A 24,839-nucleotide genomic window follows, 5' to 3' on the forward strand; every position below is an offset into this window, starting at 1 on the left:
TGGAACGAATTAGTAAGTCATGCCAGGGTAAAGCGGATATTGTGCAGTAAGATCACGTACCAAGCCGCGGGCTTTAGCAAGCACTTCTTGATCTTCCGGACTGTTAAGCACCAATGCGATAACATCAGCGATAACTTTCATTGCTTTCTCATCCATGCCGCGAGCCGTTGCCGCCGGTGTACCGATACGGATTCCGGAAGTAACAAACGGGCTTGTCGGATCAAACGGGATGGCATTTTTGTTAACGGTAATGCCTACTTCATCAAGTACATGCTCCGCTACTTTGCCTGTAATGTTCAGGTTGCGCGTATCAAGCAGCATCAAATGATTGTCTGTGCCGCCAGAAACGATGTTGAAGCCTTTTGCAACAAGCTCTTCGGAAAGCACCTTTGCATTTTTGACAACTTGTGTCGCGTATTGCTTGAACTCCGGTTTAAGCGCTTCGCCGAAAGCTACCGCTTTTGCTGCAATAATATGCATCAATGGACCGCCTTGCGAACCAGGGAAAACCGCTTTATCAATCGCTGCTGCCCAAGGCTGACGGCAAAGGATCATACCGCCGCGTGGTCCGCGAAGCGTTTTGTGTGTAGTCGTCGTAACAAAATGTGCATGCGGCACTGGGCTCGGGTGAAGACCCGCTGCTACCAAACCGGCAATGTGAGCCATATCAACCATGAACAAAGCGCCTACGTCGTTAGCGATTTTGCCAAGTTTCTCGAAATCAATGATACGCGGATACGCGCTCGCGCCAGCCACGATCAGACGTGGACGGTGCTTGAAAGCAAGCTTGCGGACTTCTTCATAATCGATGGTGAAGGAATCCTCTTGCACGCCGTATGCCACGAAGTTGTAAAGCAAGCCGGATGCATTGACAGGGCTGCCGTGCGTCAAGTGACCGCCATGCGCCAAGTTCATGCCTAGAACCGTATCGCCAGGCTGCAAAGCAGCAAGGTAAACAGCCATATTCGCTTGTGCGCCGGAGTGAGGCTGAACGTTCGCATGCTCTGCGCCGAACAATTCCTTCGCACGGTTGCGGGCGATATCCTCAACGATATCTACATGCTCACAGCCGCCGTAGAAACGTTTGCTTGGGTAGCCTTCTGCATATTTGTTCGTAAGCACGCTTCCCATTGCTTCCAGAACCGCTTCGCTTACGATGTTCTCTGATGCGATAAGCTCGATGTTATCCCGTTGACGAGTAAGCTCAAGGCCTAGTGCTTTCAATACTTCCGGATCTTGTTTGCGCAGGTTTTCCATTTTCATTATCCTCCTCAAATTAGACAGCCTATATATATTTTTAAATGGTTTTATAAAATTAGATCATTCATTCTCCGCGTTCGGCTAATCGCATGTTCCTGCAGATTGCTCTGCCGATATCTCATTGCCCAGCTCGTATACCGCGCGCGAACCGCCTATCAGCTTCGGCCTTGTGACGGCCATCGTAACATGGGCTCCCCCGATCTCGCGAATCGACGGACGGACCGGAACGGCTACCCGCTTCAGATGCATGCCGATGAACGTATCGCCGATATCGATGCCGGCATGCGCTTGTACCGTTTCTACAAGGCAGGGGTCCTTTAACTGGCGGTAAGCATAGGCTGCCATCGATCCGCCGGCTTTCGGTACGGGTACCGCTCCGACGGGTTCTAAGCCGTAACGCTCGGCTGTCTCCCTATCGATAACGAGCGCTCGATTCAAATGCTCGCAGCATTGGTACACCGGAATGAAGCCCAGTTCTCTCCGCGCCGCTTCCACGCCCGCGTAAATCTGCGCGGCCGTTTCGACGGTTCCTGCCGTTCCAATGCGATGGCCCAGCACTTCACTAGTACTTACACCGATAACTAACAGCTGACTCACGGCAAGCCCGCCTGCCGCTGCCAGCTCCCGGACGATCGTCTCTACCTGATTTGCTATGACACCAAGCCGTACATCTTCTTCTATGCTCATCGCGATGGCCCCCCTAATTAGGACTGGCTGCTGAACTGCTCTTCAATTTGCATCACTTTGTTTACTCTGCCGACATGGCGCTCGCCGTTCGAGAACGGCGTTTCAAGCCAAATCCGAATAATTTCCAAGGCTACACCAGGTCCGAGAACCCGCTCTCCAAGTGCCAATACGTTTGTATCGTTATGTTCCCTTGTCGCTTTAGCCGAGAACATGTCGTTGACGAGCGCGCAGCGGATACCCCGAACTTTGTTTGCCGCGATCGACATGCCGATTCCGGTTCCGCAAATCAAGATACCGCGTTCTGCTTTGCCGCTCGTAACAAGGTCGCATACGGGCAGCGCATAGTCCGGGTAGTCAACCGATTGGTCACAACTGCAGCCCACATCTTCGATTTCATGGCCGAGCGATTGAAGAAAAGGCACAACCTCATCCTTCAAACGATAGCCCGCATGATCGGCACCAATAGCAATTTTCAATGCAAAAGACCTCCTTCGTTATGAAACATCACAGTGCTAGTATACCTATTTTTGCAGAAAAAGACGAAAAAAGAGCAAGACATGCTAATTAGCATGCTGCTCTTTGCCCAGGCGACCGGCCGTATATTCCGATGCTCCACCGTGGTTAGCCCACTTCCGTCGCCAGTTACATCGGAAACCGTATATTGTCTTTCCATAATAGCCGAAGCGATTCAAAAAATCAATCCATATTAACGGGGACAGCCGCGGAATTATCTTTTGGAAAGCTTGTCCAGAAGCTTTACGAGCGCATCTTCGATTTCATTCGCGCTGCTGTTATAGATGGAGAGCGAGCCGCCAAACGGATCCACGATGTCGAAACTTGGGATTCTGCGCTCCAGCTCCAGCAACCGGCTTCGTTCCGCCGAAGTGAGCTGCTGACCCAAGGCTTGCTTCATATGCAGTTCCGAATACAGGCGTTCCAGCTCTTCGATATCGGAGAGCACGCTCGCGTCCTGGTTCGCATATTCCTTCAGCGTATAGGTTTTGTCCACAGCCTCCGGATGCCACTGCAGCAGCCCGCGCTTATGGTTAGACGTCATCGTCAAAATAATGTCAGCCCAGCCGACCGCCTCGCTTGTCAGCGCAAGTGAAGTGCTCTTATGCTCAATATCGCGCTGTCTAAGCGTCTCTACCGCATGGGCAGACACCGGCAGCCCATCGACCGTGGAGATGCCCGCGGAACGGACCGCTACCGTAATGCCTCTTAGAGCAGCCATCCGGCGCAGCATAGCCTCCGCCATCGGCGAGCGGCATGTATTGCCAGTACAAACAAATAATATACGTTTCACACTGCCAACTCCTTTTCGCACGCTTTTCCCAGCCGTCTATCTTAAAAAATAAACAATATACCGAAAATAAACAAAATTCCGCCGCCTACAGCCTCGCCGTATTCGCCGAGATTGCCGCTAACCTTGCGGCCGATCATTAAGCCAAGCACGGACATGAGCCCGCCCAGTAGCCCAATCAATAAGATGGTCGTCCATATATTGGCCGCAAACATGCCTAGCGTAATGCCGACAGAGAAGGAATCGATGCTGACGCTAAGCGAGAGCAAGAGCAAGCCCCATAAGGATTTGTGGTCAAAAGACTGCACTGCGTCTCCGCGCAGCGAGCTGTAGATCATATGCCCGCCCAGCAGCACCAGCAAAATACCGGCCGCGACCGTAGCCACATCGCCGAGCAGGACGCCTACATACTGACCCGTGTAGATGCCTGCCAGCGGCATTATAACATGAAACAAAGCAATAACCACGCCCAGCTTCAAAATATCCAGCAGCCGAATGCCTTTTAATCCTATGCCAAGTCCGAGTGAAAAGGCATCTAAGCCAAGCGCTAACGCGATAATGAACAGCGTCAGAAACTGCCCGGCATGCAAATGTGCTTCAACCACAGTCTATCTCCCCCATGTCCGCCTGGTTTCTCTACCAAACATATGCGGACATGGGGACAAACATACTTATCATAGTTCAAACTGTAACTGAAGGACTTTCCATTTCCATTTCAACATCAGCGTCAGCGTCAACATCAATGCCAAAGCCAGTGCCAGTGCCAATACCAACATCAACATCAACATCAACATCAACACATATCATAGTTCACACTATGGCTGAATCCATTTCCATTCCAACACCAACACCAACACCAACACCAACACCAACACCAACACCAACAAATTCTACTGCACTTTCTACAACAGAAACCTGACATGGCACCCGACAAATTGAGCTACGTTGCAGTAAGTACAACAGAATTCCCTCAACACGCGACATAATTGCCCCTAGACATGCTTTCTATTGCAGAAACTGCATTGTAGCGAAATAACAGGTGATTGAGCACGAGTTGCATTGTACTAACTGCAGTGTAGGAGTATGATGCAGCTCTTGATTGGAGACGAAGTTACTCTTAACACATGCATCAGCCTACTAAACTATAATTTTAAACACGAACGATTCGATTGCCGGCTGCCTTTGCCAAGCGGTTCATCAGCGCGGCTCCAATGCCCTGCTCGCCGCTGCTCTCCGCCCAAATGCGCTCTGCGCCGACACCGTCAAGCTCCCGCAAAGCCGCGTACAAGCGATGGGCCGCATCGTCCAGCTCCGCTTCGCTTCCCAGCGACAAAACATGGTCAGCGCTGTATTGGGCTACCCGCTCCTCAAAAGCCAGCACGCCAGTCACTTCCCCGTCCCGGCTTGCGGCTTTTGCTTGCTCATGAATATAAGCCGTTACGGCCTCCGGATCGCCTTGTACAAGCACAAGCTCTCCTTGCGGTGCGTAATGCGTATATTTCATGCCGGGGGAACGAGGGGCCGTCTCAGGCTCCTCTATCGAGGCACTGTCGATTCGCGCTTCCGGTACCGCCTGCTGCAGCGCTTCGCGCGTAATGCCGCCCGGACGCAAAATACGGATACCATGCTCGCCGTCCAATTCAATTACCGTCGATTCCAAGCCGACACCCGTCGGTCCGTCATCCACAAGGCCGTCTATGCGTCCTTCCAAATCCTCCAGCACATGTTCCGCAAGCGTCGGGCTCGGTCTTCCCGAGCGATTCGCGCTTGGCGCCGCAATCGGGCAGCCCGCTTGCTCAAGCAGCGCAAGCGCCGTCCGGTGATCCGGAATCCGGATGCCTACCGTAGGCAGCCCTGCTGTTACCAGGGGCGATAGCGCCTCATCACGAACAGGCAGCACAATCGTAAGCGGGCCCGGCCAAAAGCAATCCATAAGCCTCGAAGCTAGCTTCGGATACGGCAGCACCAGCTCATCCAGCTGCTTGCGGTGCGCGATATGCACAATTAGCGGATTGTCCGAGGGACGTCCCTTCGCGTTGAATATCCGCTCCACGGCCGCCGTGCTCCGTGCATCCGCGCCAAGCCCGTAGACGGTCTCTGTCGGAAATGCAATGAGACCGCCATCTCTAAGCGCAGCGGCTGCCTCCCTGAGCTCCGGACCAAGCGGTTCCTCATTCGCCTGCTTCACGCGCCATACTTTCATAGTCGTCATCTCTATCCTTCAATCCTTGCTCTCATATAAATTATCCATTCTTCCGCTATTATAGCATATGCATGCCCAAACAAGAGTAAACGGATACCGCCGGTCTTTGGAGGCAAAAGCTCGTTTAACAGGTGAACTATAAGAACCCCTGCAAGCTTCGGAAACTTATAAAATAATACGAACAAAAAACGGCCTTCACGTCTTCCGCTTGCAAGACATGACTGCCGTTTTTTATGAAAACAATAACTTATTCCAGTCGATGAGCGATTTTATGAAAACAATGATTTAATCCAGTCGATAAGCGATTCGATGATCTCCCACAGGAAAAACTTCGCTTCCGGCGCTACGCCTTCCGATGGCGCGTCTGCCGCCGCAGTTTCAAGCGCTGCCGTTTTCACTGGAGCCGTATCCGACTGCAGCGCAGCGCCCTTAGCCGTATCCGTGCTAGCAGCAGCCGATGCCTCGCCGCTTGCCGCATCGATGAAGCATAGGGGCGGGAACAGCACGCACCACCAATTTTGGCCGCCGCCTTCGCCAAGCGTGATCCTGAGCGCTTCATAATCGCCGGCCGGATAAACCTGATTGCCGTACATTTTAGTAGGAAAAGGGACCATGCCAAGCTCTGCGTGCGAGCCGTATTCAAAACCGCGGCTTTCCAATACCTCTGCGGTTATCCGTTCAATTTCAGGCATATGGGCGAGAATCGTCTGGCGCGCTTCCTCAATCGTCTGAGGACCCGTTACCCAACTGTTCATCGCTTTAACGATTTCATCCCGAACAAGGCGTTTCACGACTTGGTCAGCGGGATTATCGGAATTGGCTAAAATACGAAGACGAATCGATTCCTGCGGAATTTGGCCGCCTGCAACCGCCGCGTCCATTTGCTGGGCTTCCCAGCTCATAATTAGTAGAATAAGTGCAAATATAATAAAACCATAGGATTTACGGTAAGCAAATTTATTGGAACGAACGGATTTGGATGATGGGGATACCTCAACATTGGAATAAGAATGAATGGAATAATGGCTGGACATACACACAAGCTCCTCTCGTCGCACCCGTCAGTGCGTCTGCTTGCGTTCCGGAACGTATCTATCCGTCATTATGTCCGCCTATCGGAATATATAAACCTAGCAAACTATCTTTTTTCAAGCGTTAACAGAATATAAGAATACCGGTAAGCTTCGAAAGCTGATAAATGTATTTGAAAAAAAGAGCAATCGCTTATAATAAAAGCAACAACTAGACGACGTTATTGAAGCTCCTCTATTTTGCAGAAGACAAGGATGATTATCTGATGGATTTCGAAAAAATGTATGCCGCTTACCGACCGCTGCTCCATTCCATCGCCTACCGCATGCTCGGCTCATTCAGCGAGGCCGAGGACCTGGTCCAGGACGTGTTTGCGGATTACAGCCAACTTGACGCTAACGACATACAAAATGAAAAAGCCTATCTCGTCCGGATGGTAACGAACCGCTCCATTAATCTCAGCCAATCTGCGCGCAAAAGGAGAGAGGTGTATGTCGGCCAGTGGCTTCCCGAGCCGGACGTCGACCATGCGGCCACGGACCCTGCCGAACTGTACGACCGCCACGAATCCGTCTCCTATGCCCTGCTTGTCATGCTGGAGCAGCTCTCCGCGGTGGAGCGGGCGGTATTCGTCCTGAGGGAATCGCTTGCCTACGATTACGATGAAATCGCGGCGTGCCTGCAAAAAACGGAAGCCAATTGCCGTAAAATTTTCAGCCGGGCCAAAGAGAAGCTGCAAAAGGAAAGAGAGCTCCTGCCGGCCAACACCGTGAAAGCCGAGCCGCTCGTCGTTACCTTTATGGAGGCCGCCGCGACGGGCGATTTCAATAAATTGGTTGCTCTTCTGACCGAGGAAGCAGTACTCGTCTCCGATGGAGGCGGCAAGGTACGTGCAGCGATCTTCGCTATTATCAGCAGGGCTCGCGTGATGGCCTTCCTGCAGGGGGTTATTCCGAGAACCTTCCTCGGAGACGGTCACCGCTTCGCAATCATTAACGGGCAGGCCGGCATCATTATCATGAAGGACGGCAAGCCGCGCAGCGTAATAAGCTTTCAGCTTGATGCAGAAAATCAAAAAATCGAGCGAATTTTCGTTATGCTGAATCCGGATAAACTTAAGCATGTGCTGGTGGGGTAGGTTGTGGTGGACGGTTTTAGGATGGTTGGATTTAGAACGGAGCATTAGAACGGATGGGTTAGTTCGAAACCTTTAGTGCGAACTTTAGTGCGAACTTTAGTGCGAACTTTAGTGCGAACTTTAGTGAGAAACCTTAGTTCGAAGGCTTTGATCGAAACCTTTAGTCCGAAATCTTAGTTCGAACCTTAATTCGAAACCTTAGTTCAAAACCTTAGTTCAAAACCTTGAGTTCGAGACCTTAGTTCGAACTTTAGTGCGAAGTCTTTAGTGCAAAACCTTAGTTCGAAACCTTTAGTGAAAAACCTTTAGTGAAAAACCTTTAGTGAAAAACCTTAGTTCGAATAACTTTTTTACAGAATCGTTCTTCTCCTGTCACAACCGGCCGCGCTGCTTTGTCTTAGATCATGAAGACACGCAAGACGGCCAAACGGCCGACCATTCGGATAATAGAGGAGAATGAAAACCATGACAGAGAGAATTGATATCGCAAAAGAAATTCCCGCCGCGTATCAGGCAATGCTCGGGCTGGAGAAATTTTTAGGTACGACAAGCATCAGCAAGGAGCTTAAAGAGCTCATCAAAATTCGCGCTTCGCAAATCAACGGCTGCGCCTACTGCATCAACATGCATACGAAGGATGCACGGGCACTCGGCGAAACCGAGCAACGGATATACGCTTTGAGTGCTTGGCGAGACACGCGTTATTTTACGGATGCGGAAAGAGCCGCGCTTGCCCTCACGGAATCCATTACGCTCCTCACGAAGGAGCATGTGCCGAATCACGTGTATGAGGAGACTGCCCGCCATTTCGACAGCAAGCAGGTCGGAGAAATCATCATGGCCATCGTCACGATCAATGCGTGGAACCGCATTGCGATAAGCACGAATATGATGCCGGAGTAAGTGCAGTTGGCTGGCTTATAAAGAAGGCCAAATTGTAGTGAGAGATCACGTAGCGGGAGCTGGTCGCATTATGGCGGGCATGCAGTGGGCACCGATGGGACGGAGCTAAGATGAACGGATTGCGCTGGCAACCCTCCATCTTCACTTGTCGTTTTAGAAGAGTTGTCTGCGCAGTAAAATTAGATGGAATTTCTCCTGCTAATTTCGGATTATTCAAGGGAAATATGATTTAGCTGGAATTTCTCCATCTAATTCTTTAGTTTAGAGATGATATAGTTGTTTTGGTGGCATTTAACAGGAGTTTTTCCCGTTATTCAGTGCAATATCTGGAATTTCAGAAAAATAACTGGAGTTTTTCCTGTTAATTCTCGAAGGCACTCTCGGATAAGCTCATACGTAGCTACGCCGCAACTTTCACAAACAACAAATACATGCATCTGGTCCCTAAACGATCCTTATGGGCACGCACCAAAGAACGAGGCGCTCGCATTACATTATTACTGGAACGGACCCTAGCTTGGGAGTGACTACTTGCCAGGGCCCACCCCCGCCCACAGGGCCTCCGCCAATCCGCAGCATAAACCGCTAGCTGGTTTCGCTCCGAAACCGAACAGTGATTTAACCACGGATCCATAGATCAAAACCACCTAAAGGTAAAAATATCAGCGGCAGTAGGCCTCTTCACAACCTGCCGCTTCAAAAAAAGATGCCCCGAAAGCCTAGACGCTTTCGGGGCATCCTTTTACCTCTCGCGCTACTAGCGCGGCTGCCGCTGCGTCGCGATGACATGACGCTCAATCCCGGCGTAATCGCTGATGATGCGGATGTCATCCCAGCGGTCGAGCGCCCGCAGCATCTCTGCGACGATGCGAGGCTGACCCATGCCGAGCTCGAACGCGACGATGCGCGGCATCTGCGCCAGCAGCGGAAGCTGCTCGATCATGCGGCGGTATGGCGTAAGCCCATCCGCCCCGCCTTCCAGCGCGAGATGCGGCTCATAGTCGCGCACCTCGCGCTGCAGCCCTGGCATGTCCGCCGACGGAATGTACGGCGGATTCGAGACCAGCACGTCGATACGAAGCTCGCCGTGCGGGGATTCACTCTGCTCATGCCCGGGTACGAAGGGCATGAGCAGGTCGCCCTGCACGAACGTCAGCCGGTCCGCCGCCTCCTGGCGGGCCGCGTTCGTGCGGGCGACTGCCAGCGCGTCCGGCGATAGGTCGGACGCGCACACGCGCCACGCGGGACGCTGCGAAGCAAGCGTCACGGCGATGGCGCCGCTGCCTGTGCCGACGTCGACCACCGTCGGCGCAAAGCCTTCCCCGCTGCCCTGCGCGGCTGGCCAGAGCTGGTCGGCGGCTTCAAGCACCGCCTCCACGAGCAGCTCTGTCTCCGGGCGCGGAATGAGCACGGCGGGCGTCACCTTGAACGGCCGCCCGTAAAACCACTGCTCGCCGATCATATATTGCACGGGCTCGCCCGCCGCTTTGCGGCGGATAAGCGCCTCCCACTCCGCGATCCGCTCGCTCGGGAACGGCTCCCCGCCGTCGCGGAGCAGCGCGGCGCGGTCTATGCCGAGCAAATGCATAAGCAGCAGCTCGGCATTGTTGCGAGGCTCCTCCACCGCTTCCGCCAGCAGCAGCGCGGTCGCCTGCACACTGGCCTGTCGAAGCGTCAACGGTTCTTTAAACCACCGCTCCCCTGTTTGCTTGCCCATTTCCGCATCGTCCCTTCACATCCAAATTCTATTGCCCAAAAGCCGTAATGCAGCATGACCCAACATTTCAGTCAGCCCCGTACCAGCCTTATATGCCCATAACCTAACAAAACGCCGGACCTCTGTCTGCTTATGGAAAGCAACCAGCGGTCCAGCGCCATATTTTTAAGCCATTTCACGTTCCATAATATCCGCTTGCTCCGCAATCGTTAGCGATGAAATCACTTCCGACAGATCTCCGTTCATAACCGAATCCAGCTTATGCAGCGTCAATCCGATGCGGTGATCCGTTACGCGGCTTTGCGGGAAGTTGTACGTACGGATACGTTCACTGCGGTCTCCCGTTCCGACTTTGCTCTTCCGTTCGCCGGCATATTTCGCTTCTTCCTCTTGGCGGCGAACGTCGGAGATGCGGGCACGAAGCACGGCAAGCGCCTTCGCCTTATTCTCGTTCTGCGATTTGCCATCCTGGCAAGTCGCCATGATGCCTGTTGGAACATGCAGCACGCGTACCGCGGATTTCGTCGTATTAACCGACTGGCCGCCCGCTCCGCTGGAGCAGAACGTATCGACGCGAATATCCTTGTCAAGAATTTCAACCTCTACATCCTCAACCTCCGGCATAACCGCTACCGTCGATGTCGAGGTATGAATCCGTCCGCCCGATTCCGTTACCGGAATACGCTGTACGCGATGCGCGCCGCTCTCGAACTTCAGCTTGCTGTACGCGCCTTTGCCCGTAATCATGAAAATAACCTCTTTGAAGCCGCCAACGTCATTTTCGCTGAAATCCATTAGCTCTACGCGCCAGCCTTGCGTATCCGCAAATTTCGTATACATGCGGTAAAGCTCGTATGCGAATAAAGCTGCTTCGTCGCCGCCTGCCGCGCCGCGGATCTCGACGATCACGTTCTTGTCATCATTCGGGTCCTTCGGAAGCAAGACGACACGAATTTTCTCATCAAGCTCCGCTTGGCGCTTGCTGAGTTCGTCAATCTCCATCTTAACCATTTCACGCATTTCGTCATCGAGCTTCTCTGCCTGCATCAGCTTGGCATCGTCAAGCTGCTCGGTGACCTGTTTATATTCCGTAAAGGCATCATACGCCTCTTGTAAATCTGACTGCTCCTTGGAAAGCTCTCTAAGCCGCTTGGGATCACTGGATACATCCGGATCACACAACAGCTCACTTAGCTTCTCATACCGGTCTGCGAGTGCTTGTAAACGGTCAAACACGATCATTCACCTCTATTTATTCCATTAGGATAATGTTTATTATACCATACCAACGGATTTCTATCGACTGCTGGTTTGGATTAACAGTGGCCATTCCTGCCCAAATAGCGATACCGCTATAATCTTCATATGCCCGCCAAGCCGCTTTGGTTACCCCAAAGAGACAAGACCAATCCGCAATAAAGCCCCGCAAGCGCCAAACAGCACTTACAGGGCTATAGCATTGCCTATTATTTACACGTTAAAACGGAAATGGATAACGTCGCCGTCACGCACAACGTATTCTTTGCCTTCGAGGCGAACTTGCCCCTTCTCGCGAGCCGCTACCATGGAGCCGGCTGCCGCAAGATCGGTAAAGGACACTACCTCGGCGCGAATGAATCCGCGTTCGAAGTCCGTATGGATAACGCCCGCCGCTTGCGGCGCTTTGGTCCCGCTGCGAATCGTCCATGCACGGACCTCTTGCACACCGGCCGTAAAGTACGTGTACAACCCAAGCAGCTTATACGCCGAGCTGATCAAGCGGTTAAGGCCTGATTCCGACATGCCTAGCTCTTCAAGGAACATCTCCTTGTCTTCGCCCTCAAGTTCCGCAATCTCCGCTTCAACCTTCGCGCTGATCGGCACAACATCGGCGCCTTCTGCCGCTGCGAATTCACGAACCTTTTGGACATACTCGTTGCCGTCTGAATTCGATACCTCATCTTCGCTTACGTTAGCAGCGTACAATACCGTCTTCATCGTAAGCAGGTGCAAATCGCGAACGAGTAGCTTCTCATCGTCGCTCAGCTCAACGCTGCGCGCCGGCATATCGTTATACAACGCTTCTTTAATGCGCTCTAACACTTCGATTTCTTGGGCAACCTTCTTGTCTCCGCCCTTGAGATTTTTACGGGAACGTTCGATTTTCTTGTCAACCGAGTCGATGTCGGCCAAAATAAGCTCCAAATTAATCGTTTGAATATCGCTGATCGGATCTACTTTACCCGATACATGCGTAATATTCTCATCCTGGAAGCAGCGTACGACGTGAACAATCGCGTCAACCTCGCGGATATGCGCCAAAAACTTGTTGCCAAGCCCTTCGCCCTTGCTCGCGCCTGCAACCAGACCGGCAATATCAACGAATTCAAAGGCTGTTGGCACGATACTCTTCGGAACGACAAGCTCAACCAGCTTGTCCAGACGCTCGTCCGGCACTTCAACAACACCAACGTTAGGATCTATCGTACAAAAAGGATAATTGGCGGATTCTGCTCCTGCTTGCGTAATTGCGTTAAACAAAGTCGATTTCCCGACGTTCGGAAGACCTACGATTCCAGCTTTCAATGCCATGCGATAAGACACCCCTATTTTCCCGAAAGTAAACAACTCCAGCTATTATACCCCACCATCCCCTACATTGAAAGTGTAACCCGCTGGCAGAATCCACTTTAATCGGGCATTCAATCGAAGCCATGCCGGCAAGACGCCCGCTTATTCCGATTTGGAGCCTGCATGAGAATGATTAGTCCGGCTGCGGAAATACTACGGAAGCACTGGCTTGTGAAAGACTGCATCATCAATAAACATAACGAGGAGATGAGCAAATGGAAAACAAGAAGCATAAAGGAAACTACAAAGGAACGACGAATATGCATGCCAAAAACCAGGATATGGCTTTCGTTAACGACACGATCGAAGATACGAAGTCTACATCGAACTACACCACCAACAATAAAAAAACAGACTAGCTCTTGTCCCTTCAGCGAAAAACGGCCTGGCATCCCCTTAAACCGGTTGATGCCAGGCCTATTGCCTTTCACGTTTACATTCTTATCGGAGCTTCCTTCAGCTCTGCGCGGGATTGCAGGTACCGGAAGAAGGCTACCGATGCTTCGCCGCGCGTCACCTGCTTCTTAGGCAGAAACTTACCGTCTGCCAGGCTCATGATTTTTAGACCGACGACGATTGCCGCCTGGCCCTTATTCTCAATTTGCGCGTTATCTTTGAATGTTGCTTTAAAAATATGGTCGTAATTCGCAAGCGCATTATAGCCTAAAGCGCGCACGATCAGCTCAGCCATCTCATCCCGTGATACTTTGCCGCTTGGATTAAAGGAACCGTCGCCCACATCGATTAAATTTTGCTCCAGCGCGGATTCAACATATACGAAATAGCTGGAATCCGCAGCGACATCGTTAAAGGAAGCTTTGGCAGCTGAGCGATCGGCAGAACCGTAGAGCGGCGATTGGCCGCTGCTTCTAGCGAGCACCAGCATTTTGATAAGCTCGCCGCGGGTGATCGGCTCATTCGGGCGCACCTCGCCATTTTTGACATCGAGCGCTTTATAGGCGACCATCAATTCCAATTGGCGCTGCGCCCAGTGCCCTTCGATATCCTTTGCCTTCGGCTTCTCGAGCTGCGTGGCCTCGCCGGTTTCCCTATTCCGCCAACCGCCCGTCTCCGCATCAAGAAATACCGATTCATCGATTAAACGAGGCACCAGCTGATATACAAGCTCTGCTTCTGTCTGCGTCTGAACCTCATCGGCCTTGATTTCGCCCGAAGCTACCATCAGGTTATATTTCTCGATCGGAATCGGCTGTCCGTTCCAAGAAAACTGCTGTACAAGCCGATACGTAAGCTGCGTGCGGTAATAATCCAACCAGCTGGCAACCGCCTGCTCCTTTTTGATCAATGCCGGCGCCTGAGCGGGATATTCGAAGTTCGAAAGGTATGCATCATAATTGACCGTTTCTCCCGTACTCGAATCGATCGCGACGTTAATGCTGTCATAATTGACGACTGCGCCATGGATTTTGTGAACAAAGCTAAAGTAGTACTGACGGTTATCCCCTGCGTTAAGTCCCTCATACTGCTTCGGATCGGGTTTTACGAAATAAAGCTCATCCGTCAGCCAAGGCAAATGCTTCTTCACCGCATCTGCAGCGAGAGTCGAGGCTTGGTCCAGCGACACCTTCGGACTGCCCGTCTGCCCCTGTTCGTTGTTGTAATAGATATAAAAGCTGCGCACGGCTCCCGTGCGTCCGTCCACAGTGGCCGAAGCTGAGCCGTTTTCTTTGCCATCCTTCTTTATCGACCAATTCAGATGCCAGAACGCTTCCAATGCGCCTGTGCTCTCATTCATTTGTTCACTGTAGTTGGAGCCGTTCAATTCTGCGTCAGCGGGCAGCTTAAAAGCAGCCTTAGCCGCATCCGCCGCCTGCTTCTCCGTTACAGTTCCTGCTTTAGGCATTTCGCCGAGCGGCTTCTCTGAGAGAGGTTTATCGGAAACCGTCCCCGCTCTATAAGACGGAAAATTCGATTGTTGCTTTAGCGCCCCGGTTGCGGCATCGATAGCCATTGGCAGAAGCTCATAACTAAGCATTGGCTTTCGTTTTCCTTGTGCATTATAAGGCACGATATAGGTCAACTCCGGAAGTGCCGCTGCCCGAAGCTTCTCGTTTGCCTGCTCCGTCGTTAGCAGCGCGTCCACCTTCGGAAATTTGATTGTATCATCCCATTGGAGCGAATATCTGCGAACATGTCCTTCGCTGTCTACCTCAAGCTCTATGTAGTTATCCACGTAGGGAATACCATTCACTACACGGTCATAACGGAGCCTGTGAAGCACCTCGCCTGTCAGCGGAGGCAAAAGCTGCAGTCCATATTCCGGGTTATATTGAATACTGTCTTTGTATTTGGCAGCGATGGCGTTGATGAATTTGAGCGCAATTTGCTGCGCGTCATCCCGCTCAACCTTCAGCGGATAAGTCGGCTTTGCAGAGGGATTATCGGTATAAGCGCTAAACTCAAGCAGCTGTCCGTCGTCCGCATGGATGCGAACGTAAATGCTTCCTAAATGCTTGCCGTTAACTTTTTTTACGAAGTCGAGGCCCCAGGCATTGCGTTTGCCGCCAGCCAGCAGCTCCATCGAAAGATTAGCTCCTTGCAGCGTATACTCCTTAGGAATGCTGACATACTGCCTGGCCAACGCCTCTGCCTTCCCCTTCGTAATGGCTACATCAACCGGAGCCGCAATCGCTTCATCCATCGTAGTCCCTCCTGATGCAGACACCGCATTCGTCCCCGCAGGATTGCTGACGCTATCGGCAAATGCCGATGCAGGCAATACGCTCATGAGCATTGCTGCGGACAGCATGACCGCAAGCTTCTTGCTGTTCTTTTTCATCACTGCTTCACCCTCCAATGCTTTTCCAATTTATTCATAATCTAGACGTATCCTTTACACTGGAAGTTGCAGGCCGCATACAAAAAAAGACTGCCGCAGATTCATGTCCGCCGGCAGTCTTTCCTGCATTCTTTATTCAATCGGCTTTCAATCGGTTACGCCGTTTTCCTGCGTCCGAAATAGAGCCCTATTTTTTGTAAAATATAAATGCCAAACCAGGTGGAAAGAATAATAAACAGCGGCATGACCGTGAAATTATAACGGTACTCCGGCACGAACACCAGTCGAATCATCGTCATAATAATAATGACTACCGCAAGCATAGCCGCCGGCTGCCTCCATCTCCATATAATCGCCAGAAGCGGGATAATCGCGCCGTAAATGATTAGGAGATGCAATACAGCAACATGCGGGTAAGCATGATAGATCGGCGAATGCCCCGACCCGAAGAACATATGCGTATACGTATATTTCAGCTTGCCGACCGTATACCATTTCACATATTTCCATGTCTGCTGGGTAAAGCCCGCTTTGATACGCGCCCATGCATACTCATTTTGCGACATGCCGTTTTGTACGACGATTTTGTCCGAATAATCCTTGTTAGGATAGGTCCCCGCTTTGAACGGGTTAGATTGGGACGCCGTCAACACAAATTCATTCAAGGATACCACATTGCGAATCCACCAAGGGAGCATCGTCGCCGAGAGGCATAGACCCGTAATAATCCCCAGTAAAACAACTTTTTTGAAAACAGCCAGCTTCGAGGTTCTTTCCGTCATCTGCCCGGATTTTGGCCTAAACCATTGCTGCAGCAAGAATACGCCATAGAGCGGAACAAACAACGGTAAGAATTCAGCTCTTACGAGCACGGTAATTCCCAGCAAAATACCCGCGAGGGCGGCATCGCGCTTACGCTGCGTCCGAAAAGCATGAAGCTGCATCGATAGGTATCCCATTAGAAAAAATAGCGCAAGCGTTTCGGTAAGCACCGCGCCGTTCGCCCATATAAAGGGATGGTATATCGCCGATATAAACAACGATACAATCGCTACCCATTTGTTTCTCGTTGCCTGATAAGCAATCATATAGATAAGTATCAAAGTCGCGAGGCTTATGAGAACCTGAACCCAGCGGATAAGCGGGAACGGTTCGACATTGATTTGGTCAGCCACCAAATACATTCCCGTCATGAACAAAGGATAACCCGGTGTTACCCTGGCATTCGGAACCTCTTCTTTATAGGCATAGATCCCTTTATCGAGCAGTCGATGCACCATCTCGTCATAATATTTGGTATCATGCGAAACGGTATGCTTAACCGAAGTAAGGAAATCGGCCCTCAACCAAGCTGCGAGCAGAAAAATAAGGACGATCGCTATCGTCCATGCTTTGTTTCTTTTTAACCATTCCACCACTTTCGAAAATCCCCCTCCATGCTGAATGCGGCCTATTTCCAAGCGAGTACGATTACGCCCGCCAAGATAATTGCGGCACCAATCCAGCGCTGCAGCGGTACCGATTCGTGAAATATAAACACAGCTGCAACAAGCGCGATGACGTATGCCAAACTTTGCAGCGGATAAGCTAAGCTAAGCGGCAGTTTCTTGAGAACGTATAACCACAAAACGGTCGCAATGCCGTACAAAACCAGTCCCGACCATATATGGGGCGACCATAGCAGCGATACCCAAGTATCACCCTTCGCCGTATCCATTTTGTTCATTCCTGTTTTCCACAATAATTGACCTGAGACGAGCAGCAAAATATTAAGAAACAATATAATATAAGCCATTATGAATCCGACCTTTTGCGTTCATGCAATTCATGATGCAATATGCCAAGCTCTTGCGTGAGACGAATAACCTTCTCCGACAATTTCGAGACGATAACGGTAAGATGCAGGATAAGTGCGATGCAGAACAAAATACCAACCAAAAATAACAGCGCCGGCGCATAATCGATGCCGACAGCATCCGCCAATGCGTCAATGATTTGTACGCGAACCGATAAAATAAGCATCACAACGCCGAACAACAGCCAAAGCATCGAATACTGCTCGCGCAGCAATCTCCGGTTAATCAACATAATTAGTACAAACAAAAAACCTACGCTTGTGATAATCCACAAGGCTTGCATGGTGTATCCTCCTTCAAGCTGTCACAAACTCATATTTGTAGCAAAAAAAGCTTCGCAAGCCGTCGCTTGCTTCTAAGATTGAACCTCAGCCGGTTTGGTTGCCTTCAGGCTCCGGATAAACAATGCCAGCGTAACCTTAATCATATAATACACCGAACGCATCGCATTTATAGATGAAGTCCCGCCCGTACGTGCTTCCATGACCACCGCAACCTCGCTCGTGCGAAGGCCGCTGCGGTGAATCAAAACAATGGAATCCACCTCGGGGTAATCCGTTGCATAATCGCTTTGGAATACGGAAATCGCCCGTTTGTTGGCTGCTCTGAAGCCTGAAGTTACATCAAGCACCCGCTTGCGAGTCATTGCGCTGACAATGGTAGACAAAATTTTGATACCGGCTCTCCGCGACGCCGAAGAAAGAAAACCCGTTTGCTCAATAAAACGCGAGCCAATCGCCAAATCGGCTTTTCCGCTAAGTACGGGATCCAATATGAGATGCAGCTGTTCCGCTTTATGCTGTCCGTCTCCATCCACTTGTACGGCAACATCATAACCATAGCGGTAAGCATAACGATATCCGGTCTGCATGGCGCCCCCAATACCCAGATTAGTCGGAAGTGTCACGACAGCCGCGCCGTTCGCTTCGGCTACCTCGCGAGTCCGGTCCTTTGAGCCGTCATTGATGACCAATATATGGGCAGACGGGCAATGAGTCTTCACATCACGGATCACATGGCTTATGCTGTGCTCTTCGTTGTAAGCCGGAATAATGATCAATATTTTTGAAGACGTTAACCCTTGCCGCAGAGACTCTCCGGTTACCATGCTGTCCTTTTTCGTCATGACTGCGTTCACTCCATCACCACTCCATAAATCAAAGTTTGGGTACGCAAATGCGCACAATTAGATCAATTCTACTAGATAACTCTATTAGAAAGCAATAAAAACGATTGTGAAAATGTGTAAAAAATGTGCATTTTCCGTGGTTTCCGTATCCAATAGATGCTTAATATAGCATTTTATGTTTGATAGATAAAATAAGACCATGAAAAAAATATCGCCTGGTGAGCAGCCTTAGACTGATACCAGACGATATTTAGACGAAGCTTCGTTATAAAAAGTTGCTTACATTTGACCGGAGATTTTTGCTTTCAAAGCATCTTTGCTTTGAACGCCGACCATTTTGTCAACGGGTTGGCCGTCTTTGAACAAAATCAATGTCGGAATACTCATAACGCCGAATTGGGAAGCCAGCTCAGGCTGCTCATCCACGTTGATTTTCGCGATTACGGCTTGACCTTCCAGCTCAGTGGAAAGCTCCTCAACGATTGGAAGCTGCATTTTGCAAGGTCCGCACCAAGGTGCCCAGAAATCTACAAGGGAAACGCCGTTTTGAATGCTCTCGTTAAAGTTTTCTTTCGTCAATGCTACTGCCATTTCAATCATCCTCTCCAAACAATGTGTATGATAAAGGGAATACCCGTCTCACCGCTTATTGAAACGTTATTTGCTATCCGCATGCATGAATTTGTTTCAACACGTCCTGAATCGTTATCGCGCTAAAATGGCTTTCCAGCTGCTTCTCCGCCGTGCAAAATATACCGAACATGACTTGATTCATATTCGATCCAACGACGCAATCCATCTCTGGATTGCCCGAGCACCAGCTCGGGATGAGCGATCCTTGTGCCATCACCCGATAGATGTCAGCCAGTGTTACCACGTTCGGATCAATCGTCAGCCTGTAGCCTCCGCCTGAGCCCTCACGCGTATCCACATATCCACTGCGGCGCAAACCGCCCATTACCTTGCGAACGCGAGCAGAGTGCGTGCCGACGTTCTCGGCAATCATATCGCTGCTGGCCATTCTTTCAGGTAAATAAGCCAAGTAAACGAGACTGTGTACGGCAATCGTAAATTCGCTGTTCACTGTTTAATGGCCTCCCTGCTTTGTACTGTAATTTTATCAGTTACAGTTAAGTTTGTCAATAGACAGGCCGCCGAATTGCTTTCTTAGCATACGGAAGTAACGATTCTGTTATGCTACATCAATTTTTGGATTGCACGTAAGTATTTTTTGTGCTCATTGTCATGTTTGAGCGCTCTCGCCGAATAAATATGAATGTGCATCCTTATTCGGTTCAGCCGACCTAACCGATAGGCACATGCTTCCTAAACCGGTTTTACTTTGTAAAACTTTAAGGAGGTGACGCAAAATGGCATTATTTTGGAATCGATGGATACCCGTTCGTACGGAGGGGGGTTCTAGATCGGAGCTGATTGACCGACTGGAGGCCCATTTCAAAGCCAATGGACTGAAATCCAAAATTACCATTGAAGGCAATTCCTTGAGACGGATTCATGTGCTAAAAAAGGACGCCGATCTCGCCAAGGTGCTGCTTGATGCATTTGACGAGGAGCATTAACCGGTTTGGCAAAGCTTCTCCAGGCAGCGGCATTCCTCAGAGGATGCCGCTGTCTGGCTTTCTAATTAGGACGAGCGTCCGATGACCGAGGAGTTTCTCATCCACCGGTAGCCTTTGCGAACGCCGTTCAGCACCCATTCGGGCACGGGAATCGTCTTCTTGGAAAGAAAGGGCATATAAATTTTATTGTAGGCTTTCTTCAAATCCTCCCACATCGTACACGGCTCTTCCTTCAAAAAATCGGAAATATCAAGGACGATGCCGCGTCCATCCTTCACCATGACATTTTTGCCATGCACATCATGCGGGTGGAGGCCCCGGGACCTGGCATAATCGAGTGCTTCATCGATATCCTGAATCACCTTTTTGGGAATAACGACTCCATCAATGATGCATTGATACAGCGTTTTTCCTTTCAGCCGTTTCAAAATCAAATAATAATGCCCGTCATGCTCGCCGGCGTGATAACACATCGAATAGGCAGGATGGCTGCCAATCCGCTTATAAACCTCGCATTCGCTCTCCCAGCCCTCGCGGTCGGGTGCGTACACCTTTACTGCAATATCCGAATAATCGCGGTGCGTAAACACTCCCGCATAATTGCCGGCGCCCAGAAGCTTCCAGCCTTGTGGGGTCTCATCCACGCGGATCGGATCCGCAGGGTCGATACTGCCCAGAACAAGCTCGGAAAGCAGAGTCTTCTTCATTAGCCCGATAAACGACTCCAACTGCTTCTCATCCATCATGAGCGTTCCCTCTTTCTTTATCCACGGACAATGTTTTCTTTCATTGTAAGACCCCCCGCCATAAAAATAAAGACCGCAAGCGTAAACGGCTGTCCATCCTTTGGTGGCAACAGCTCGTTTCGCGGTGAAATATAAGCTTATTTATAAATGTGAACCTTATAAATTCTTATATTTTGACAAAAAGCTCTCCAGCTCTCCATCACGGTCTTGTGCTATTTTACGAGACTTAATGGCCTCCGCTTACGACCTTTAATCCAATAACTCCCGAAATAATCATCGATAAAAACAATAATTTACGCCAGTCCCGGGATTCTCCGAAAATAAACATGCCGAGCACGACGCTGCCGATCGAGCCGATTCCCGTCCATATGCCGTATGCGGTGCTGATCGGGATGGTCTGAAGCGCCTTGGATAAGAAGAAAAAGCTGACAAAGCCTGCGCCAATCGCTCCTACCGTACCCTTCCAGCGTTTAAAGCCGTCAGACAACTTCATAAACGTTACACCGCCGACTTCTCCTAATCCGGAAATAATTAAAAAGACCCAAGCCATATTAAGATCCCACCTTTTCTCGCTCTATGCGGACTGCGCTTGACCGACTCGTTTCAGCTTCGGATGCAGGCTTTTCCTTCGACACCAGCTTCAGCCCGACGATGCCGCCGACAAGCAAAGCAATAAAAAATAAACGCCAGAAATCAGTCGGCTCATCCAAAATCAGAATACCCGCTATAACGGTGCCCACCGTACCGATCCCCGTAAACATAGCGTACGCAACGCCAATTTCAATCGTACGCATCGCGCGGGCAAACAGCATAAAGCTGGCTGCAAGCAGCACGACCGTAATGATACTGGGCACAAGCTCCGTAAAACCCTCCGAATATTTAAGGCCAAACGTCCAGCCTACCTCAAGAAATCCAGCCAACAATAAAAATACCCACTGCATGCTTATTCATTCCTCTCCCGCTGTCATCGTCCAAAGCTGCCATAATGATTGCCATACCATTTGCTTTCTTTTTTCGAACAGCTCTTCTTCGTATAATTGGTTTTCGACGAGCAATCCATCGACGCAGACGTAAAAAACGGCGATTAAACGTTCTTCCTCTTCCGGGTTAAAAAGCCCCTCTGCTGCTCCTTTATGGAGGACCGCTGCGATCCCTTCGCTCAGCTCATTCTCGTGGCGCATGAAATCCTGCCTAAGCTGATCCCTCAAATGACGCGGAGGCACAAGAATCGTCCGCTTCAAAAAGGCCTGGCCGGTTGTGATATGGTTAAGATCCGTGAAAAAAGCAAACAATCGATATACCTGCTGCTTAATCGGCTCCTGCTCCATTTCCCGAAGAAGCTGCACATACTGCTTCAGCTCTTCCGCAATCACTTCTTGAATCAGCTGGACGAACAGCTGCTCTTTCGATTTATAATGCGCATAAATGGACGGCGTCTTAATGCCAACCGCCTTGGCAATTTCTGATAGGGCCGCTCCCTCGTAGCCGGATTCCGTAAACATCGTTAATGCCGCCTGCTTAATTTTCTCCGCCGTTGTAGGCTCACTGCTCATCATTCATTCCTCCGTCAAACTCGGCTCGTCTTTTTGCCTAACGAACGTTAGTTAGTTTAACGAAATTGTAAGACGGTTTTGACAAAAAGTCAAGGCATGCTGGAACGAGAAAAAAAGCCATACCCGCTCCCCTTCACTCGGAGAACAGCTATGGCTTCCCTGTTTTATTGCTTCTTGATTTGATTATCTTCGATTTGTTTATTTTCGATTCGGTTGTTTTTTATTCCGTTATATTTGCCCCACAGCATCCAGCAAGCATTAATGATCATCGCAAGCGCGATGCTCAGCACCATTACCAGCACGTTTAGAATAAGGAAATATACGAGCAGCAATCCAAAATCGGTGTCGTTTTGGGACAGCGGCAGGATCTGGCTCAACGCGAAGGCAAGCAGCACGCTGAACGGAATCCAGAACAAGAAGATGAAGATCGGAAAGTACCAATGCCGGTTACGAAACAGCTTAACGATAGGAATCGCGAATGCGAGAATCATCAGACCGCATACCAGGTAGCTGCGCTCCACGATTGCACTGTTAAAGTAAGCCGTATACAAAAATGCATTTCCAGCCGCGGCATAGATAAGGCTGAGCAGCAGCACAGAGCGCATCGAACGCTTAAACAACACCTGCTCCTTCACCGCTTCTTCCATTATCCGCCTACGATTTCTTGCAGCGCCTGGATAAAAGCATTCATTTCTTCATCCGTTCCGATGCTTACCCGCAAGTATTCATCGATGCGGGGCTGATCGAAATAACGGACCAATACGCCTTTGTCTCGAAGCTGCTGGAATATAGCTTTAGCCGCGAGTGATTTATGCGAGATGAATACGAAATTCGCTTTCGAATCGGTGACCTTGAATTCCATCGCAAGAAGCTGCTTCGTTACACGCTCACGCGTGGCGATCACTTTCGCTGTCATTTCCTTGAAATAAGCATCATCCTCAAAGGAAGCAACGGCTCCCGCAAGCGCAAGCCTGTCCATCGTATAAGAATTAAACGAATTTTTGATTCGGTTCAAACCTTCAATTAATTCCTCGCTGCCAAATGCAAAGCCGACGCGCAGGCCTGCCAAAGAACGTGATTTCGAGAGTGTCTGCACGACAAGCAAATTCGGGTAATCCTTAATGAGTTCTACCGCCGACTGTCCTCCAAAATCAATATAAGCTTCGTCGATGATGACAGCCTGGTTTGGATGGTCTGCTAGCAGCTTGCGAATATCATCCAGCGGAAGCAACTGCGCCGTTGGCGCATTGGGATTCGGTATTATGATCCCGCCGTTATCCGCAGGGAAGTCTTCGACACGGACATGAAACTGCTCATCCAGGGGGACAAGCCCCGTCTGCAGGCCGTAGAGCTTAGCGTATACCTTATAAAAGCTATAAGTGATATCCGGGAACAACAGCTTCTTAGCCGGATCGAAGAATGCCGCGAAAGCGAACGCCAATATTTCATCCGAGCCATTGCCTGCAAACACTTGCCCGGCAGGCAATCCGTAATAGGCAGCAGCCGCATTCACCAGGCTCTCGCAGGTGGGATCGGGGTACAAACGCAGGTCGGCATTTGCCGCGTCTTTAATCGCCTCGATGACCTTCGGAGAAGGCGGGTAGGGATTCTCATTTGTATTCAGCTTGATATATGTTTTATCCTTCGGCTGTTCGCCAGGCACGTATGGCACGAGCGAAGCCGTCAGCGGACTCCAAAATTTACTCAATGGTTACTCTTCCTTTCGTTTTTGGCATTCCAGTCACTGCTATTATTTTAACATTAATGCGTTAGCGAATTACTGAACAATTACTCTTAGCGCGAGGATTACAATAATAATCACGATGGCAGATAGAATCAAAGCAGGGATTAACATGCTCCCGAGCGATTTCCACGCCGAAAATTGATGGGCCTCGGCTACTGCTTTTACAAAAATAATAAAGCTCCAAACCGAGAAAACCAATTCGATCAAGCCTAGTAACAACAGTAAAACCGTTAACAGCACACTGCTGTCGATTCGCGGCGTCTCGTACGTAAACATCTCTTGACCGAACAATAGGAGCTGGGGGATCCAAATGAGAGACGTAAGAAGCAGCGGAACGTACAAGCCGCGTGTTATGGCTACGCGAATATCCTCGGACGATCCGATCCCGCCAAACCAACTGCCCGACCATCTTAATAAGAAAGCGCCCAGATACAGGCCGATGACCCCGCTAATCATGCCGCCCAGCAGCACCACGAAGATAAGCGTGCCCACCGGCAGCTTATCCAAGTAGTTTTCGGCGGATGCATTATTGAGCGCATTTACGATGCCCCCGAGCAATGCGAGAACAAGCATATGGC

General features: G+C 50.3%; 29 protein-coding genes and 1 riboswitch. Of the genes, 4 read left to right on the forward strand and 25 right to left on the reverse strand.

Going from position 1 to position 24,839, the window contains the following annotated elements; all coding sequences use genetic code 11:
• Positions 1-9: 9 nt before the first annotated feature.
• The 8 genes from glyA to spoIIR form a co-directional block, all read right to left on the reverse strand.
• Entirely contained in the window at positions 10-1,257 is a 1,248-nt protein-coding gene (gene glyA, locus ACN6MW_RS12215) for a serine hydroxymethyltransferase (protein WP_419875639.1), read from the reverse strand.
• A gap of 84 nt (positions 1,258-1,341) precedes the next feature.
• A complete protein-coding gene (locus ACN6MW_RS12220; protein ID WP_419875640.1) occupies positions 1,342-1,947 on the reverse strand; it encodes a TIGR01440 family protein in 606 nt (201 codons plus the stop codon).
• 17 nt (positions 1,948-1,964) lie between these two features.
• Entirely contained in the window at positions 1,965-2,423 is a 459-nt protein-coding gene (gene rpiB / locus ACN6MW_RS12225) for a ribose 5-phosphate isomerase B (protein WP_364151875.1), read from the reverse strand.
• A gap of 98 nt (positions 2,424-2,521) precedes the next feature.
• A riboswitch (ZMP/ZTP riboswitch) is annotated at positions 2,522-2,603 on the reverse strand.
• A gap of 71 nt (positions 2,604-2,674) precedes the next feature.
• Positions 2,675-3,253 (reverse strand): low molecular weight protein arginine phosphatase, encoded by a 579-nt coding sequence (locus ACN6MW_RS12230; RefSeq protein ID WP_419875641.1) that lies wholly within the window; start codon positions 3,251-3,253, stop codon positions 2,675-2,677.
• A gap of 41 nt (positions 3,254-3,294) precedes the next feature.
• The gene (locus ACN6MW_RS12235; protein WP_419875642.1) at positions 3,295-3,855 is read right to left on the reverse strand and encodes a manganese efflux pump MntP family protein; all 561 of its coding nucleotides are present in this window, start codon (positions 3,853-3,855) and stop codon (positions 3,295-3,297) included.
• A gap of 205 nt (positions 3,856-4,060) precedes the next feature.
• Positions 4,061-4,234: a hypothetical protein gene (locus tag ACN6MW_RS12240; RefSeq protein ID WP_419875643.1), complete on the reverse strand. Its 174-nt coding sequence runs from the start codon at positions 4,232-4,234 to the stop codon at positions 4,061-4,063.
• A 166-nt stretch (positions 4,235-4,400) separates the two neighbouring features.
• Entirely contained in the window at positions 4,401-5,462 is a 1,062-nt protein-coding gene (locus ACN6MW_RS12245) for an L-threonylcarbamoyladenylate synthase (protein WP_419875644.1), read from the reverse strand.
• A gap of 260 nt (positions 5,463-5,722) precedes the next feature.
• Positions 5,723-6,355: a stage II sporulation protein R gene (spoIIR, locus tag ACN6MW_RS12250; RefSeq protein ID WP_419876337.1), complete on the reverse strand. Its 633-nt coding sequence runs from the start codon at positions 6,353-6,355 to the stop codon at positions 5,723-5,725.
• Between the two features lie 395 nt (positions 6,356-6,750).
• Between spoIIR and ACN6MW_RS12255 the strand changes: the two genes are divergently transcribed.
• On the forward strand, positions 6,751-7,623 hold the full coding sequence (locus tag ACN6MW_RS12255) for an RNA polymerase sigma-70 factor (RefSeq protein ID WP_419875645.1): 873 nt from the start codon (positions 6,751-6,753) through the stop codon (positions 7,621-7,623).
• Positions 7,624-8,088: 465 nt separating this feature from the next.
• Positions 8,089-8,526 carry a carboxymuconolactone decarboxylase family protein gene (locus ACN6MW_RS12260; protein WP_419875646.1) on the forward strand — a complete coding sequence of 146 codons (438 nt, stop codon included), beginning with the start codon at positions 8,089-8,091 and terminating at the stop codon, positions 8,524-8,526.
• Positions 8,527-9,283: 757 nt separating this feature from the next.
• Here the strand turns inward: ACN6MW_RS12260 and prmC are convergent.
• From prmC to ychF, 3 genes are all read right to left on the reverse strand, one after another.
• Entirely contained in the window at positions 9,284-10,243 is a 960-nt protein-coding gene (prmC, locus tag ACN6MW_RS12265; RefSeq protein ID WP_419875647.1) for a peptide chain release factor N(5)-glutamine methyltransferase, read from the reverse strand.
• A gap of 165 nt (positions 10,244-10,408) precedes the next feature.
• Positions 10,409-11,479, reverse strand: a complete 1,071-nt coding sequence (gene prfA, locus ACN6MW_RS12270) for a peptide chain release factor 1 (RefSeq protein ID WP_419875648.1) — start codon at positions 11,477-11,479, stop codon at positions 10,409-10,411.
• A gap of 234 nt (positions 11,480-11,713) precedes the next feature.
• Entirely contained in the window at positions 11,714-12,814 is a 1,101-nt protein-coding gene (gene ychF, locus ACN6MW_RS12275) for a redox-regulated ATPase YchF (RefSeq protein WP_419875649.1), read from the reverse strand.
• Between the two features lie 254 nt (positions 12,815-13,068).
• On the opposite strand from ychF, the gene ACN6MW_RS12280 reads away from it, so the two are divergent.
• The gene (locus ACN6MW_RS12280; protein WP_308995283.1) at positions 13,069-13,212 is read left to right on the forward strand and encodes a hypothetical protein; all 144 of its coding nucleotides are present in this window, start codon (positions 13,069-13,071) and stop codon (positions 13,210-13,212) included.
• A 74-nt stretch (positions 13,213-13,286) separates the two neighbouring features.
• Here ACN6MW_RS12280 and ACN6MW_RS12285 read toward each other — a convergent pair whose 3' ends face one another.
• The 7 genes from ACN6MW_RS12285 to ACN6MW_RS12315 all read right to left on the reverse strand — a co-directional run bounded on the left by ACN6MW_RS12285 (position 13,287) and on the right by ACN6MW_RS12315 (position 19,722).
• A complete protein-coding gene (locus ACN6MW_RS12285; RefSeq protein WP_419875650.1) occupies positions 13,287-15,653 on the reverse strand; it encodes a YcdB/YcdC domain-containing protein in 2,367 nt (788 codons plus the stop codon).
• A 155-nt stretch (positions 15,654-15,808) separates the two neighbouring features.
• A complete protein-coding gene (locus tag ACN6MW_RS12290; protein WP_419875651.1) occupies positions 15,809-17,071 on the reverse strand; it encodes a phospholipid carrier-dependent glycosyltransferase in 1,263 nt (420 codons plus the stop codon).
• A gap of 32 nt (positions 17,072-17,103) precedes the next feature.
• Positions 17,104-17,448, reverse strand: coding sequence for an EamA family transporter (locus ACN6MW_RS12295; RefSeq protein WP_308995285.1), 345 nt, complete (start codon positions 17,446-17,448; stop codon positions 17,104-17,106).
• Positions 17,448-17,792 carry a DUF2304 domain-containing protein gene (locus ACN6MW_RS12300; protein ID WP_364151903.1) on the reverse strand — a complete coding sequence of 115 codons (345 nt, stop codon included), beginning with the start codon at positions 17,790-17,792 and terminating at the stop codon, positions 17,448-17,450. Before ACN6MW_RS12300 ends, ACN6MW_RS12295 begins: the two co-directional genes overlap by 1 nt.
• 72 nt (positions 17,793-17,864) lie before the next feature.
• Positions 17,865-18,635 (reverse strand): glycosyltransferase family 2 protein, encoded by a 771-nt coding sequence (locus ACN6MW_RS12305; protein WP_419875652.1) that lies wholly within the window; start codon positions 18,633-18,635, stop codon positions 17,865-17,867.
• Positions 18,636-18,917: 282 nt separating this feature from the next.
• A complete protein-coding gene (gene trxA / locus ACN6MW_RS12310) occupies positions 18,918-19,229 on the reverse strand; it encodes a thioredoxin (RefSeq protein WP_053373731.1) in 312 nt (103 codons plus the stop codon).
• Between the two features lie 73 nt (positions 19,230-19,302).
• Positions 19,303-19,722, reverse strand: a complete 420-nt coding sequence (locus tag ACN6MW_RS12315) for an RrF2 family transcriptional regulator (RefSeq protein ID WP_076266281.1) — start codon at positions 19,720-19,722, stop codon at positions 19,303-19,305.
• 286 nt (positions 19,723-20,008) lie between these two features.
• Here ACN6MW_RS12315 and ACN6MW_RS12320 point away from each other — a divergent pair, with 286 nt between their 5' ends.
• Positions 20,009-20,218 carry a hypothetical protein gene (locus tag ACN6MW_RS12320; RefSeq protein WP_308995289.1) on the forward strand — a complete coding sequence of 70 codons (210 nt, stop codon included), beginning with the start codon at positions 20,009-20,011 and terminating at the stop codon, positions 20,216-20,218.
• Positions 20,219-20,283: 65 nt separating this feature from the next.
• Here ACN6MW_RS12320 and ACN6MW_RS12325 read toward each other — a convergent pair whose 3' ends face one another.
• The 7 genes from ACN6MW_RS12325 to ACN6MW_RS12355 all read right to left on the reverse strand — a co-directional run bounded on the left by ACN6MW_RS12325 (position 20,284) and on the right by ACN6MW_RS12355 (position 24,834).
• Positions 20,284-20,964: a serine/threonine protein kinase gene (locus ACN6MW_RS12325; RefSeq protein ID WP_419875653.1), complete on the reverse strand. Its 681-nt coding sequence runs from the start codon at positions 20,962-20,964 to the stop codon at positions 20,284-20,286.
• Between the two features lie 226 nt (positions 20,965-21,190).
• Complete coding sequence (locus ACN6MW_RS12330; protein ID WP_364151912.1) at positions 21,191-21,514, reverse strand: DMT family transporter; 324 nt, start codon at positions 21,512-21,514, stop codon at positions 21,191-21,193.
• A gap of 1 nt (position 21,515) precedes the next feature.
• On the reverse strand, positions 21,516-21,905 hold the full coding sequence (locus ACN6MW_RS12335) for a DMT family transporter (RefSeq protein ID WP_419875654.1): 390 nt from the start codon (positions 21,903-21,905) through the stop codon (positions 21,516-21,518).
• Between the two features lie 6 nt (positions 21,906-21,911).
• Complete coding sequence (locus ACN6MW_RS12340; protein WP_419875655.1) at positions 21,912-22,520, reverse strand: TetR/AcrR family transcriptional regulator; 609 nt, start codon at positions 22,518-22,520, stop codon at positions 21,912-21,914.
• 161 nt (positions 22,521-22,681) lie between these two features.
• The gene (locus ACN6MW_RS12345; RefSeq protein ID WP_419875656.1) at positions 22,682-23,164 is read right to left on the reverse strand and encodes a hypothetical protein; all 483 of its coding nucleotides are present in this window, start codon (positions 23,162-23,164) and stop codon (positions 22,682-22,684) included.
• Complete coding sequence (hisC, locus tag ACN6MW_RS12350; RefSeq protein ID WP_419875657.1) at positions 23,164-24,225, reverse strand: histidinol-phosphate transaminase; 1,062 nt, start codon at positions 24,223-24,225, stop codon at positions 23,164-23,166. Before hisC ends, ACN6MW_RS12345 begins: the two co-directional genes overlap by 1 nt.
• A 69-nt stretch (positions 24,226-24,294) precedes the next feature.
• On the reverse strand, positions 24,295-24,834 hold the full coding sequence (locus ACN6MW_RS12355; RefSeq protein WP_419875658.1) for a YIP1 family protein: 540 nt from the start codon (positions 24,832-24,834) through the stop codon (positions 24,295-24,297).
• Positions 24,835-24,839: the final 5 nt, after the last annotated feature.

The organism is Pristimantibacillus sp. PTI5, from assembly GCF_048572955.1.
Classification (GTDB): Bacteria; Bacillota; Bacilli; order Paenibacillales; family Paenibacillaceae; genus Pristimantibacillus.

Bases quoted from the DNA above. Each gene is read 5' to 3' on its own strand.
- glyA (WP_419875639.1), bottom strand. From the start codon at position 1,257: ATGGAAAACCTGCGCAAACAAGATCCGGAAGTATTGAAAGCACTAGGC.
- ACN6MW_RS12220 (WP_419875640.1), bottom strand. From the start codon at position 1,947: ATGAGCATAGAAGAAGATGTACGGCTTGGTGTCATAGCAAATCAGGTA.
- ACN6MW_RS12240 (WP_419875643.1), bottom strand. From the start codon at position 4,234: ATGTCGCGTGTTGAGGGAATTCTGTTGTACTTACTGCAACGTAGCTCA.
- ACN6MW_RS12245 (WP_419875644.1), bottom strand. From the start codon at position 5,462: ATGACGACTATGAAAGTATGGCGCGTGAAGCAGGCGAATGAGGAACCG.
- spoIIR (WP_419876337.1), bottom strand. From the start codon at position 6,355: ATGAGCTGGGAAGCCCAGCAAATGGACGCGGCGGTTGCAGGCGGCCAA.
- ACN6MW_RS12255 (WP_419875645.1), top strand. From the start codon at position 6,751: ATGGATTTCGAAAAAATGTATGCCGCTTACCGACCGCTGCTCCATTCC.
- ACN6MW_RS12260 (WP_419875646.1), top strand. From the start codon at position 8,089: ATGACAGAGAGAATTGATATCGCAAAAGAAATTCCCGCCGCGTATCAG.
- prmC (WP_419875647.1), bottom strand. From the start codon at position 10,243: ATGGGCAAGCAAACAGGGGAGCGGTGGTTTAAAGAACCGTTGACGCTT.
- ychF (WP_419875649.1), bottom strand. From the start codon at position 12,814: ATGGCATTGAAAGCTGGAATCGTAGGTCTTCCGAACGTCGGGAAATCG.
- ACN6MW_RS12280 (WP_308995283.1), top strand. From the start codon at position 13,069: ATGGAAAACAAGAAGCATAAAGGAAACTACAAAGGAACGACGAATATG.
- ACN6MW_RS12285 (WP_419875650.1), bottom strand. From the start codon at position 15,653: ATGAAAAAGAACAGCAAGAAGCTTGCGGTCATGCTGTCCGCAGCAATG.
- ACN6MW_RS12295 (WP_308995285.1), bottom strand. From the start codon at position 17,448: ATGGCTTATATTATATTGTTTCTTAATATTTTGCTGCTCGTCTCAGGT.
- ACN6MW_RS12300 (WP_364151903.1), bottom strand. From the start codon at position 17,792: ATGCAAGCCTTGTGGATTATCACAAGCGTAGGTTTTTTGTTTGTACTA.
- ACN6MW_RS12305 (WP_419875652.1), bottom strand. From the start codon at position 18,635: ATGACGAAAAAGGACAGCATGGTAACCGGAGAGTCTCTGCGGCAAGGG.
- trxA (WP_053373731.1), bottom strand. From the start codon at position 19,229: ATGGCAGTAGCATTGACGAAAGAAAACTTTAACGAGAGCATTCAAAAC.
- ACN6MW_RS12320 (WP_308995289.1), top strand. From the start codon at position 20,009: ATGGCATTATTTTGGAATCGATGGATACCCGTTCGTACGGAGGGGGGT.
- ACN6MW_RS12325 (WP_419875653.1), bottom strand. From the start codon at position 20,964: ATGATGGATGAGAAGCAGTTGGAGTCGTTTATCGGGCTAATGAAGAAG.
- ACN6MW_RS12330 (WP_364151912.1), bottom strand. From the start codon at position 21,514: ATGGCTTGGGTCTTTTTAATTATTTCCGGATTAGGAGAAGTCGGCGGT.
- ACN6MW_RS12335 (WP_419875654.1), bottom strand. From the start codon at position 21,905: ATGCAGTGGGTATTTTTATTGTTGGCTGGATTTCTTGAGGTAGGCTGG.
- ACN6MW_RS12340 (WP_419875655.1), bottom strand. From the start codon at position 22,520: ATGATGAGCAGTGAGCCTACAACGGCGGAGAAAATTAAGCAGGCGGCA.
- ACN6MW_RS12345 (WP_419875656.1), bottom strand. From the start codon at position 23,164: ATGGAAGAAGCGGTGAAGGAGCAGGTGTTGTTTAAGCGTTCGATGCGC.
- ACN6MW_RS12355 (WP_419875658.1), bottom strand. From the start codon at position 24,834: ATGCTTGTTCTCGCATTGCTCGGGGGCATCGTAAATGCGCTCAATAAT.